This is a genomic window from Pseudomonas sp. ACM7, from assembly GCF_004136015.1.
GTDB lineage: Bacteria > Pseudomonadota > Gammaproteobacteria > Pseudomonadales > Pseudomonadaceae > Aquipseudomonas > Aquipseudomonas frigoris.
This window is the reverse complement of record NZ_CP024866.1, coordinates 2,184,877-2,198,155: the sequence shown is the minus strand read 5'-3', so window position 1 is coordinate 2,198,155 and position 13,279 is coordinate 2,184,877. Positions and strand designations below refer to the sequence as shown.

The window sequence follows — 13,279 nt, the reverse complement described above, 5'->3', positions numbered from 1 at the left end:
CCAGGGCAAAGAATGAATTTGGCATCAGGGTTCAGATAAACAGGGAACGACCCGCGCTTGAAAGTAAAAACCGGAAAAAAACGCTGGGCATTATAAGCATTTTTCCGTCGAGGGCGTCATTTGCGCTGCTGTCAAGACGGGTGGTTTGAACGCAACGGATATTACAGAGTCCGTAAGACACGGATAGTCATAGGGAATTGGTAGTGCTAGGACTCTTCAATAAAAAGGCCAACACGCTTCTGGGGATCGACATCAGCTCCACGTCGGTCAAGCTTCTGGAGCTAAGCCGCCAAGGCGACCGCTATCGGGTCGAGGCCTATGCGGTGGAACCTTTGCCCACCAACGCGGTGGTCGAGAAAAATATCGCCGAGCTCGAAGGCGTAGGGCAGGCACTCGCGCGCGTGCTGCTCAAGGCCAGAACCAACCTCAAGAACGTCGCCGTGGCCGTGGCCGGTTCGGCGGTGATCACCAAGACCATCGAGATGGACGCCGGTCTTTCCGACGACGAAATGGAAAACCAGCTGAAGATCGAGGCCGATCAATACATCCCTTATCCATTGGACGAAGTGGCCATCGACTTTGAGGTCCAGGGCGTTTCTGCGCGCAACCCCGAGCGAGTCAATGTGCTGCTGGCGGCCTGTCGCAAGGAAAACGTCGAGGTGCGGGAAGCGGTCCTGGCCCTGGCCGGCCTGACAGCCCGCGTGGTCGACGTCGAGGCCTATGCGCTAGAGCGTTGCTACGGATTGCTGGCGAGCCAACTGGCTGCTTCTCAGGAGCGTCTGACGGTAGCGGTGGTCGATATCGGCGCCACCATGACCACCCTGAGCGTGCTGCACCAGGGGCGGATCATCTACACCCGCGAACAATTGTTCGGCGGTCGTCAGCTGACGGAGGAAATCCAGCGACGTTATGGCCTGACCCTTGAACAGGCGGGGCTGGCGAAGAAACAGGGTGGTTTGCCGGACGATTACGTCAGCGAGGTGTTGCAGCCGTTTCGCGATGCGCTGGTGCAGCAGGTGTCGCGTTCATTGCAGTTTTTCTTCGCCTCCGGTCAGTACAACTCGGTTGATCACATTCTGCTGGCCGGCGGTACCGCGTCGGTCCCGGGGCTTGATCGGTTGATCGAGCAACGATTGGGTACACCAACGCAAGTGGCCAACCCATTCTCCGACATGACCTTGGGCAGCAAGGTCAACGCCGGTGCCCTGGCCAGCGATGCGCCGGCACTGATGATCGCCTGCGGGCTGGCCCTCAGGAGTTTCGACTGATGGCGCGGATCAATCTTTTACCCTGGCGCGAAGAGCAGCGTGAAGTCCGCCGCAAACGCTTTTTGCTGGTGTTGGTCGGTGTGCTGGTGGGGTCAGTGGGGGCGGTGCTGATCGCGAACCAGGCCATCAGTGGCGCTATCGATCGGCAAGTGGCTCGTAACGATTACATCGGCAAACAGATTGCCATGGTCGATGAGCGGATTAAACAGATCAGCGATTTGAAGGCCCGTCGCCAGCAACTGGTCGAGCGCATGCGCATCATCCAGGACCTGCAAGGCAACCGGCCGATCAGCGGGCGTATTTTTGATCAACTGGCACGTACGCTGCCTGACGGCGTGTATTTCACCGAGGTGAAAATGGTCGGCAAGTCCTTGTCCATCACCGGAGCGGCGGAGTCCAACAATCGTGTGTCAGACCTGATGCGCAATCTGGATGCGTCCGATTGGTTTGATGCGCCCACCCTCACGGAAGTCAAAGCGACGACCGCCGGTCAGCTGGATCAGGCCAACGTCTTTCAGCTGACCGTTCGTCAGACTCAGCCCGCCGCTGCGGAGGGCGGCAAATGAGGCTGTCTGACTGGTTCGAAGGCCTGCGCAAGATCGACATCAACGACCTGGACACCAATAACATGGGTTCCTGGCCGCCAGCCATCAAGGCACTGGCGGGAGTCCTGCTCATGATCCTGGTGCTTTCGCTGGGCTACAGTTTTTCCATCAGCGACCTTCAAAGCCACCTCAAACTCAAGCGCGAGGAAGAGTCGACCCTCAAGGAGCAATTCGCCAACAAAGCCCATATGGCGGCGAATCTGGAGCTGTATACGCAGCAGATGAAGGAAATGGAGAACTCCTTTGGCGTACTGCTACGGCAATTGCCCAGTGACACCGAAGTGCCCGGTCTGCTGGAGGACATCACTCGCACCGGCCTGGGCAGTGGCCTGGAGTTCGAAGAGATCAAACTGCTGTCGGAGAACACGCAGCAGTTCTACATCGAGTTGCCGATCCAGATCACCGTCACCGGTGCCTATCACGACCTTGCCACCTTCGTCAGCGGCGTCGCCGGGCTGCCAAGGATTGTCACCCTGCATGACTTCGACCTTGCGCCGGCCAACCCGGAGGGTGGTCCGAAGTTGCGTATGAGCATCCTCGCCAAGACCTACCGCTACAACGACAAGGGGCTGCAAAAATGAGCCCGATTCGTTGTTTTTCGATGGTTGTGTTGGTCGCCGGCCTGGCTGGTTGCGGCAGCGACAATGACTTCAGCGACCTGGACGCGTACATGAACGAAATGCGTTTACGTGCGCCCGGCAAGATTGAACCAACGCCGACATTTCGGTCTTACCCAACATTCACCTACAGTGCCGCCAACCTGCGAAGCCCGTTTTCCCGACAGATCAGAGTCGATCTGGCCGGCCAGAAACACGGCTCGCGCAACGTCAAACCTGATCCGAATCGGGTCAAGCAGTACCTCGAAGGTTTCAACATCGAGCAGTTTGAAATGGTCGGAACGATCGCCAATGCGACCGGCTCCTTTGCGCTGTTGCGCGGGGCGGGCGGGGTGCATCGGTTGAAAGTCGGCGATTACCTGGGGCGTAACGATGGGCGGATCGTCGCCATCAGTGGCTCGCAGGTCGATGTGGTCGAAATCGTTCCCGACGGCGAAGGCGCCTGGCTGGAGCGGCCGCGGACCATCCCTTTGAAAGAGCACTCATAGTGGAACTCGAATAATGAACAGGATTTTCTCAACCTTCGGTATTTCGCTATGGATAGCGTTGCTGTCGCCGATGGTACTAGCGGCCAACCTCAAAGCGCTGGATGTCGCCGCGCTGCCGGGGGACCGCGTCGAGTTGAAGTTGTCGTTCGATGGGCCGCCACCGCCGCCCCACGGTTACACCACGGAATCGCCTGCACGGATCGCGCTGGATCTGCCTGGCGTCGTCAGTCAGCTAAAAAGCAAAAATCGTGACCTGGGCGGCGGAAATGCCCGCAGCGCCACGGTGGTGGAAGCCAAGGACCGTACGCGACTGATCATCAATCTGACCCAGTTGACGCCGTATAACGCACGGGTCGAAGGCAACACGCTGTTCGTGGTGGTCGGCCAAGGTGCCAACAAAACGGCCTCCAGCCCGGCGCCCAAAACACCGCGCGCCGCGACGGCAACGCCAGCCCCGGCGAAAGCCTATACGCCAGTGGGCAAGGCCATCCGGGGTGTGGATTTCCAGCGCGGCACTCAGGGCGAAGGCAATGTGGTCATCGATCTGTCGGATCCCTCCATCGCCCCGGACATTCAGGAGCGCGACGGCAAGATCATCCTCGGTTTCGCCAGGACTCAATTGCCTGAGCCGTTGCGTGTACGTCTGGACGTCAAGGATTTCGCCACGCCGGTGCAGTTCGTCAACGCCAGCGCCACGGGCGATCGGGCCACGATCAGCATTGAGCCCAGCGGCGCCTTCGATTATTCGACTTACCAGACCGACAACAAGCTGACCGTCAGCATCCGGCCGATGACCGTCGATGACTTGCAGAAACGCAACACCGAGCGTTTCGCCTACACCGGCGAAAAGCTCTCGCTGAATTTCCAGGACATCGACGTGCGTTCGGTGCTGCAACTGATTGCCGATTTCACCAACCTCAATCTGGTGGCCAGCGACACAGTGCAGGGCGGCATCACGCTGCGTTTGCAGAACGTACCGTGGGATCAGGCGCTGGATCTGGTGTTGAAAACCAAGGGCCTGGACAAGCGCAAGATCGGCAACGTTTTGCTGGTGGCGCCGGCCGATGAAATCGCTGCCCGCGAGCGCCAGGAGCTTGAGTCGCAGAAGCAGATTGCTGACCTGGCGCCCCTGCGTCGCGAACTGTTGCAGGTCAACTACGCCAAAGCTGCCGATATCGCCAAGCTGTTCCAGTCGGTGACCAGTGCCGAGGCAAAAGCCGACGAGCGGGGCTCGATCACGGTGGATGAGCGGACCAACAACATCATTGCCTACCAGACCCAGGATCGCCTCGATGAACTGCGCCGTATCGTCTCGCAACTGGATATCCCGGTGCGTCAGGTGATGATCGAGGCGCGCATCGTCGAAGCCAACGTCGACTATGACAAAAGCCTCGGCGTGCGTTGGGGTGGTTCGTTGCAGAACAAGGGCAACTGGAACACCTCGGGCGTCAGCAATAATGGGGCTAATGCTTCGTCGACCATCGGTACGCCTGGCAGCACCAGCACCAACTCGCCGTTCGTCGACCTGGGTACCGCCGCCAACACCTCGGGGCTCGGCATCGCGTTCATCACCGACAATGTGCTGCTGGATCTTGAGCTGACGGCGATGGAGAAGACCGGCAACGGCGAAATCGTCTCGCAGCCCAAGGTGGTCACCTCGGACAAGGAAACCGCGAAAATCCTCAAGGGCACGGAGATTCCCTATCAGGAAGCCAGCTCCAGCGGCGCTACCTCGGTGTCGTTCAAGGAGGCTTCGCTGTCTCTGGAGGTGACGCCGCAGATCACCCCGGACAACCGGATCATCATGGAGGTCAAGGTCACCAAGGACGAACCGGACTACCTGAACAAGGTGCAGGATGTACCGCCGATCAAGAAAAACGAGGTCAATGCCAAGGTCCTGGTCAACGACGGTGAGACCATCGTGATTGGCGGGGTTTTCTCAAATACTCAGAGCAAGGTTGTAGATAAGGTGCCATTTCTCGGTGATGTGCCGTATCTTGGCCGCCTTTTCCGGCGTGACGTGGTTTCGGAGAAAAAATCCGAGCTGCTGGTATTTCTCACTCCGCGTATCATGAATAACCAGGCGATTGCTGTGAGCCATTGATTCTGTGCGAAATTTGATTCTTGTTGGACCGATGGGGGCTGGAAAAAGCACCATCGGCCGGTTGCTGGCCAAAGAGCTGCGCCTGCCGTTCAAAGATTCCGATAAGGAAATTGAATTGCGCACGGGCGCCAATATCCCGTGGATTTTCGATAAGGAAGGCGAGCCGGGCTTTCGTGACCGCGAGCAGGCGATGATTGCCGAGCTGTGCGGCTGCGACGGCGTGGTGCTGGCGACCGGTGGCGGCGCGGTGATGCGCGAGGCCAATCGTCGGGCGCTGCACGCCGGGGGGCGGGTGGTCTATCTGCATGCGTCTGTCGAGCAGCAGGTGGGTCGCACTTCCCGTGATCGCAATCGACCCCTGTTGCGTACTGCCGATCCGGCCAAGACCCTTCGGGATCTGCTGGCGATCCGCGATCCGCTTTATCGGGAAATCGCCGATCTGGTGGTGGAAACCGATGAGCGGCCGCCGCGAATGGTCGTACTCGATATTCTCGAACGCTTGCAGCAGCTACCTCCCCGTTAAAGCGCAGCGCGAAATGCGCTATCCTCGGCGTCCTGTCATGGCCGCTCAAGGTTGTGGCGGATGGCTACCGAACGGCGTCACACCAGCAGACGCCGTGGACATTCGTTAACTCAAGGCAGGACGCCTGATTCCATCTTCACTGTGGGGACACATGCAGACACTCAAGGTCGATCTAGGCGAGCGCAGCTACCCGATTCATATTGGCGAAGGTTTGTTGGATCAGCCTGAGCTGCTGGCCCCGCATATACGCGGACGGCAAGTGGCGATCATCTCCAACGAGACCGTTGCGCCGCTCTATCTCGAGCGTCTGACCCGCAGCCTCGCACAGTTCTCGGTGGTTTCCGTGGTGCTGCCGGACGGCGAAGCCTTCAAGACCTGGGAAACCCTGCAACTGATTTTCGACGGTCTGCTGACCGCGCGGCACGACCGCCGTACCACGGTCATCGCCCTCGGTGGCGGTGTGATTGGTGACATGGCCGGTTTTGCTGCCGCCTGCTACCAGCGTGGTGTCGATTTCATCCAGATCCCGACCACGCTGCTGTCGCAAGTCGACTCTTCGGTGGGCGGCAAGACCGGGATCAACCATCCGCTGGGCAAGAACATGGTTGGCGCTTTCTATCAGCCGAACGTGGTGCTGATTGATACCGCTACCCTCAATACCCTGCCGGCCCGCGAACTGTCCGCCGGGCTTGCTGAAGTCATCAAGTACGGGCTGATCTGCGACGAGCCGTTCCTGACCTGGCTTGAAGACAACGTCGATCGTCTGCGCGCCCTGGACCAGGTCGCCCTGACTTATGCCATCGAGCGCTCTTGCGCGGCCAAGGCTGCGGTGGTGGGTGCCGACGAACGGGAGACCGGTGTTCGCGCCACGCTCAACCTGGGTCACACCTTCGGTCACGCCATCGAAACCCACATGGGCTATGGTGTCTGGCTACATGGTGAGGCGGTCGCTGCTGGCACCGTAATGGCCTTGGAAATGTCCGCGCGCCTGGGCTGGATCAGCGAGCAAGAGCGCGATCGCGGCATTCGTCTGTTCCAGCGTGCCGGCCTGCCGGTCATCCCGCCTGAAGAGATGACTGAAGCCGATTTTCTCGAACACATGGCAATTGACAAGAAAGTGATCGACGGTCGTTTGCGCCTGGTGCTGTTGCGCCACATGGGCGAAGCGGTGGTGACCGACGATTATCCGAAAGAGGTTTTACAGGCCACGCTGGGAGCGGATTACCGCGCTCTGGCTCAGCTTAAAGGTTAATAAGATCCCGATGACTAGTTTGCACGCCGACGAGGCTTTCCTCGGCCATTACCAGTTGAGTCATGACCCTTTTTCTCCACGGGTGCCTGGCTTCAAATTCTTCCCGGCCCAGCGCAAACCGGTGCTGGGGCAACTGCATCACCTGGCACGCTACAGTCAGTTGCTGCTGGTCGTCACCGGCCCGCAAGGCAGTGGCAAGACGCTGTTGCGTCAGGCCCTGGTGGCCAGCACCAACAAGCAGTCGGTGCAGAGCGTGGTGGTTTCCGCCCGTGGTGCCGGTGATGCGGCCGGCGTGCTGCGTCAGGTGGCTCAGGCGCTGAACGTTGCCCAGGCCGAGATCGGCGCGATTCTGGCTCAAGTGGTGCAACTTGCGTTGACGGGGCAGGAAGTCTATTTGCTGGTGGATGACGCCGAGCAACTCGACGAATCCGCGCTGGAAGCCTTGCTGGCCCTGGCCGCCGGTGCACCGGAAGGTCGCCCGCATGTGTTCCTGTTCGGCGAGTCGTCGCTGATTGCTCAACTGGAGGCGCTGAGCCTCGAGGAAGAGCGTTTCCACGTCATCGAATTGCAGCCTTACACCGAAGAAGAAACCCGCGAATATCTGGACCAGCGGCTCGAAGGCGCCGGCCGGGGTATCGAACTTTTCACCGCAGATCAGATCTCTGATATTCACGAAAGCTCCGACGGTTGGCCTGGCACCATCAACCAGGTTGCCCGCGATGCAATGATCGAAGCCATGATTGCCAGCCGCTCAGCGGTGAAGCGTCCAAGTATGGGGTTCAACATGCCGAAGAAACACGTATTGGCGATTTCCGCCGTTGTCGTGGTCGCGGTAGCCGCCGCCTGGTTGATGCCGGGTCGCAGCAAAGCACCGACCACTGGCGCACCTGTCAACGAACAGGCGCAACTGCCACTCGGCCAGGGCACGCCGCAACCTAACAGCGGCGGCGCGCCTGCCGTCGAATTCGCCGGTAACTCGCAACCGATGCCATTGCCGCTGGTCGGCAACTCGCAGCCGGTCATGCGTGGTCCGTTGGCCGAAGCCGCCGGTGGCATCACCGAAGGCGACGACGGCGTGCCGGTCGAAGGTTCGAGCGCTACGCCGCCGACCGTGACCACTACCGCGCCTCCAGCAGGTCTGTCGGCCGGTCCCGCACCGACGCCAGCCACCAAACCTGTGCCTGCGCCGACTCAGGTCGCGACTGCCAAGCCAGCCCCGGTTGCGCCTGCCGTGAAGCCAGCTCCAGCGCCAGCCAAGCCCGCCGCCGCTGCTGCTGCCAAGCCTGCCGAGAAACCAGCCGCTGTGGCCAAAGCCGCTGGCGGCACCTGGTACGCAGGGCAAGCACCGGGTAACTACGTGGTGCAGATCCTCGGCACCAGTTCCGAAGCGGCCGCGCAATCCTTCGTCAAGGAGCAGGGCGGCGAGTACCGTTATTTCAAGAAAGTCCTCAACGGCAAGCCGCTTTACGTCATCACTTACGGTAGCTTCGCCAACCGCGATGCAGCCGTTACCGCCATCAAGGCCTTGCCAGCGAAGGTTCAGGCTGGTAAACCTTGGCCTCGCTCCGTCGCCAGCGTCCAACAGGAACTGGCTACAGCTCGCTGATGATTCGGCGGCCTTACCCAGGCCGCCTCTCCCGGCACCTCAAAATTTTCCGCAAGTAGCATGCTGTCTCTACAGACCGCGTGCCTTGTGGTGTCTGCGTCACAGTAGTCTTTGAGTCGTTGCGGTCAAAATTAAAAAAGTTTTGACTAGCACAGCATATCGCTTTAAACCTTTCACAAATGCGACATAGATTTGCGACATTTCGTCGTCAAATTTGTGAGCCTCTGTGTCGGTGTGTACAATGACCTCCCTTTTGCCCCCGCAAAGCTGGCGTACGTTCGGCGCGGATGGTAAGTGGTTGAATTGAAAAGAAATTTGCCTCGACAAGAGGCAGCCTGGTGAGAAAGTGTCTATGAAAGCAGGTCTGTACCAACCAGATGAATTCAAGGATAACTGCGGTTTCGGCCTGATAGCCCATATGCAGGGCGAGCCCAGTCATACCCTTTTGCAAACGGCCATCGAGGCCCTGACCTGCATGACCCACCGCGGTGGGATCAACGCCGACGGCAAGACCGGTGACGGTTGCGGTCTGCTGATTCAAAAGCCGGATGTGTTCCTGCGAGCCATCGCCCAGGAAACCTTCGGCGTCGAACTGCCCAAGCAATATGCGGTGGGCATGGTCTTCTTCAACCAGGACCCGGTCAAAGCCGAAGCCGCTCGCGAGAACATGAACCGCGAGATCCTCGCTGCTGGCCTGACCCTCGTCGGCTGGCGCAAAGTGCCGATCGACACCAGCGTCCTCGGTCGCCTAGCCCTTGAGCGCCTGCCGCAGATCGAGCAAGTGTTCATCGCCGGTGATGGCCTGAGCGATCAGGACATGGCCGTCAAGCTGTTCACCTCCCGTCGTCGCTCGTCCGTGGCCAACGCCGCCGACGCCGATCACTACGTCTGCAGCTTTTCGCACAAGACCATCATTTATAAAGGCCTGATGATGCCGGCGGATTTGACCGCCTTCTATCCAGACCTCAGCGACCAGCGCCTGCAAACCTCGATTTGCGTGTTCCACCAGCGCTTCTCGACCAACACCCTGCCGAAATGGCCGCTGGCTCAGCCGTTCCGCTTCCTCGCCCACAACGGCGAGATCAACACCATCACCGGTAACCGCAACTGGGCCGTGGCCCGTCGCACCAAGTTCACCAACGATCTGATGGATCTGGAAGAACTCGGCCCGCTGGTCAACCGTGTCGGTTCTGACTCCTCCAGCATGGACAACATGCTCGAGTTGATGGTCACCGGTGGTATCGACCTGTTCCGTGGCGTGCGGATGATCATTCCGCCTGCGTGGCAGAACGTTGAAACCATGGACCCGGACCTGCGTGCGTTCTATGAATACAACTCGATGCACATGGAACCGTGGGACGGCCCGGCCGGCGTGGTAATGACCGACGGTCGCTACGCAGTGTGCCTGCTCGACCGTAACGGTCTGCGTCCGGCGCGTTGGGTCACCACCAAAAACGGCTTCATCACCCTGGCCTCGGAAATCGGTGTCTGGAACTACCAGCCTGAAGACGTGATCGCCAAGGGCCGCGTTGGCCCGGGCCAGATCTTCGCCGTGGACACTGAAACCGGCCAGATCCTCGATACCGACGCCATCGACAACCGCTTGAAGTCCCGTCATCCGTACAAGCAATGGCTGCGCAAGAATGCCCTGCGCATTCAGGCGACCATGGAAGACAACGACCACGGTTCGGCGTTCTACGACGTCGATCAGCTCAAGCAGTACATGAAGATGTACCAGGTCACTTTCGAAGAACGTGATCAGGTGCTGCGTCCGCTCGGCGAGCAAGGCTACGAAGCCGTTGGCTCGATGGGCGATGACACGCCGATGGCCGTGCTGTCCCAGCGCGTGCGCACGCCGTACGACTATTTCCGTCAGCAGTTCGCGCAGGTCACCAACCCGCCGATCGACCCGCTGCGTGAAGCCATCGTCATGTCGCTGGAGATCTGCCTCGGTGCCGAGCGCAACATTTTCCAGGAGTCGCCGGAACACGCCTCGCGCGTGATCCTCAGCTCGCCGGTCATTTCCCCCGCCAAGTGGCGCTCGCTGATGAACCTCGATCGTCCGGGCTTCGAGCGCGCGATCATCGACCTCAACTACGACGAAAGCGTCGGCCTCGAAGCGGCGATCCGCAACGTCGCCGATCAGGCTGAAGAAGCCGTGCGCTCCGGTCGTACCCAGGTCGTGCTGAGTGACCGTCACATTGCCCCGGGCAAGTTGCCGATCCACGCTTCCCTGGCCACCGGCGCGGTGCACCACCGCTTGACCGAAAAAGGCCTGCGTTGCGACTCCAACATCCTCGTGGAAACCGCCACCGCTCGCGACCCACACCACTTTGCAGTGTTGATCGGTTTCGGCGCCTCGGCGGTCTATCCGTTCCTGGCCTACGAAGTGCTGGGCGACCTGATCCGCACCGGTGAAGTCCTGGGCGACCTCTATGAGGTGTTCAAGAACTACCGCAAAGGCATCACCAAAGGTCTGCTGAAGATCCTGTCGAAGATGGGTATCTCGACCATCACGTCGTACCGCGGTGCGCAGTTGTTCGAAGCCATCGGCCTGTCTGAAGAAGTCTGCGACCTGAGCTTCCGTGGCGTGCCAAGCCGCATCAAGGGCGCGCGTTTCGTCGACATCGAAGCCGAGCAGAAAGCCCTGGCTGCCGAAGCCTGGAGCCCGCGCAAGCCAATCCAGCAGGGCGGTTTGCTGAAATTCGTCCACGGTGGCGAATATCACGCGTACAACCCGGACGTGGTCAGCACCCTGCAAGCCGCTGTGCAGCAGGGCGACTACAGCAAGTTCAAGGAATACACGGCGCTGGTGGACAACCGCCCGGTGTCGATGATCCGTGACATGTTCAAGGTCAAAACCCTGGACACGCCTCTGGACATCAGCGAGATCGAACCGCTGGAGTCGGTGCTCAAGCGCTTTGACTCCGCGGGCATCTCCCTCGGCGCCTTGTCGCCGGAAGCTCACGAAGCCCTGGCCGAAGCCATGAACCGCCTCGGTGCGCGTTCCAACTCCGGCGAAGGCGGCGAAGACCCGGCGCGTTACGGCACCATCAAGAGCTCGAAAATCAAACAGGTTGCGACTGGCCGTTTCGGTGTGACCCCGGAATACCTGGTCAACGCTGAAGTGTTGCAGATCAAAGTCGCTCAGGGCGCCAAGCCCGGCGAAGGTGGTCAGCTGCCAGGCGGCAAGGTCAACGGTCTGATCGCCAAACTGCGTTACGCAGTGCCGGGCGTGACCCTGATCTCGCCTCCACCGCACCACGATATCTATTCGATCGAAGACTTGTCGCAGCTGATTTTCGACCTGAAACAAGTCAACCCGAAGGCGCTGGTTTCGGTGAAGCTGGTTGCAGAAGCGGGCGTCGGCACCATCGCCGCCGGTGTGGCCAAGGCCTACGCGGACTTGATCACCATCTCCGGCTACGATGGCGGCACGGGTGCATCGCCGCTGACCTCGATCAAATACGCGGGCGCTCCGTGGGAACTCGGCCTGGCCGAAACCCACCAGACTCTGCGCGGCAACGACCTGCGCGGCAAAGTCCGGGTACAAACCGACGGCGGCCTGAAAACCGGCCTCGACGTGATCAAGGCTGCCATCCTCGGCGCTGAAAGCTTCGGCTTCGGCACCGCGCCAATGATCGCGCTGGGCTGCAAGTACCTGCGTATCTGCCACCTGAACAACTGCGCCACCGGCGTCGCGACTCAGAACGAGAAGCTGCGCAAGGATCACTACATCGGGACCGTCGACATGGTGGTGAATTTCTTCACCTACGTCGCCGAAGAAACCCGTGAGTGGCTGGCCAAGCTGGGCGTGCGCTCCCTCGAAGAGCTGATCGGTCGTACCGATCTGCTGGACATCCTCGAAGGTCAGACCGCCAAGCAGCAACACCTGGACCTGACGCCATTGCTGGGCAGCGATCACATCCCGGCGGACAAGCCTCAGTTCTGCCAGGTCGACCGCAACCCGCCGTTCGACAAAGGCCTGCTGGCCGAGAAAATGGTCGACATGGCCACTTCGGCCATCAACGACATGAGCGGCGCTGATTTCGCCCTGGATATCTGCAACTGCGACCGTTCGATTGGCGCGCGGATCTCCGGTGAAATCGCTCGCAAACACGGCAACCAAGGCATGGCGAATGCGCCGATCACCTTCCGCTTCAAAGGGACGGCCGGTCAGAGCTTCGGTGTGTGGAACGCTGGCGGCCTGAACATGTACCTGGAAGGCGACGCCAACGACTACGTCGGCAAAGGCATGACCGGCGGCAAACTGGTCATCGTTCCGCCGAAGGGCAGCGTCTACAAGACTCAGGACAGCGCCATTATCGGCAACACCTGCCTGTACGGCGCCACTGGCGGCAAGCTGTTCGCCGCCGGTACCGCGGGCGAGCGTTTTGCGGTGCGTAACTCCGGTGCTCACACCGTAGTGGAAGGCACGGGCGATCACTGCTGCGAGTACATGACCGGTGGTTTCGTCTGCGTATTGGGCAAGACCGGTTACAACTTTGGCTCAGGCATGACCGGCGGTTTCGCCTACGTGCTCGACCAGGACAACACCTTCGTTGACCGGGTCAACCACGAACTGGTGGAAATCCAGCGGATCAGCGGTGAGGCGATGGAAGCCTATCGCAGCCACCTGCAACGCGTGCTGAACGAATACGTCGAGGAAACCGACAGCGAGTGGGGTCGTAACCTCGCTGAAAACCTCGATGACTATCTGCGTCGTTTCTGGCTGGTCAAGCCCAAGGCTGCCAACCTGAAATCGTTGCTTTCCAGCACCCGTGCCAACCCGCAGTGATATGCGCCTGAAGAGTTT

At 60.1% G+C, this 13,279-nt stretch carries 9 protein-coding genes; all 9 read left to right on the top strand.

Annotated elements, in window-relative coordinates; translation table 11 throughout:
- Positions 1–203 precede the first annotated feature (203 nt).
- The gene (locus tag CUN63_RS10325) at positions 204–1,268 is read left to right on the top strand and encodes a pilus assembly protein PilM (protein WP_129439160.1); all 1,065 of its coding nucleotides are present in this window, start codon (positions 204–206) and stop codon (positions 1,266–1,268) included.
- Positions 1,268–1,834, top strand: a complete 567-nt coding sequence (locus CUN63_RS10320) for a PilN domain-containing protein (protein WP_129439158.1) — start codon at positions 1,268–1,270, stop codon at positions 1,832–1,834. The genes CUN63_RS10325 and CUN63_RS10320 overlap by 1 nt, the downstream gene beginning before the upstream one ends.
- Entirely contained in the window at positions 1,831–2,454 is a 624-nt protein-coding gene (pilO, locus tag CUN63_RS10315) for a type 4a pilus biogenesis protein PilO (protein WP_129439156.1), read from the top strand. Before CUN63_RS10320 ends, pilO begins: the two co-directional genes overlap by 4 nt.
- Positions 2,451–2,978, top strand: coding sequence for a pilus assembly protein PilP (locus CUN63_RS10310; RefSeq protein WP_008149568.1), 528 nt, complete (start codon positions 2,451–2,453; stop codon positions 2,976–2,978). Before pilO ends, CUN63_RS10310 begins: the two co-directional genes overlap by 4 nt.
- A gap of 13 nt (positions 2,979–2,991) precedes the next feature.
- The gene (pilQ, locus tag CUN63_RS10305; protein WP_129439154.1) at positions 2,992–5,082 is read left to right on the top strand and encodes a type IV pilus secretin PilQ; all 2,091 of its coding nucleotides are present in this window, start codon (positions 2,992–2,994) and stop codon (positions 5,080–5,082) included.
- Between the two features lie 4 nt (positions 5,083–5,086).
- Positions 5,087–5,605: a shikimate kinase AroK gene (aroK, locus tag CUN63_RS10300; protein WP_010464421.1), complete on the top strand. Its 519-nt coding sequence runs from the start codon at positions 5,087–5,089 to the stop codon at positions 5,603–5,605.
- A 151-nt stretch (positions 5,606–5,756) separates the two neighbouring features.
- Positions 5,757–6,857 (top strand): 3-dehydroquinate synthase, encoded by a 1,101-nt coding sequence (aroB, locus tag CUN63_RS10295; protein ID WP_123366938.1) that lies wholly within the window; start codon positions 5,757–5,759, stop codon positions 6,855–6,857.
- A 10-nt stretch (positions 6,858–6,867) separates the two neighbouring features.
- Positions 6,868–8,463, top strand: coding sequence for an SPOR domain-containing protein (locus CUN63_RS10290; RefSeq protein WP_129439152.1), 1,596 nt, complete (start codon positions 6,868–6,870; stop codon positions 8,461–8,463).
- A 352-nt stretch (positions 8,464–8,815) separates the two neighbouring features.
- Positions 8,816–13,261, top strand: a complete 4,446-nt coding sequence (gene gltB, locus CUN63_RS10280; RefSeq protein WP_129439150.1) for a glutamate synthase large subunit — start codon at positions 8,816–8,818, stop codon at positions 13,259–13,261.
- The last annotated feature ends 18 nt before the right edge of the window (positions 13,262–13,279 follow it).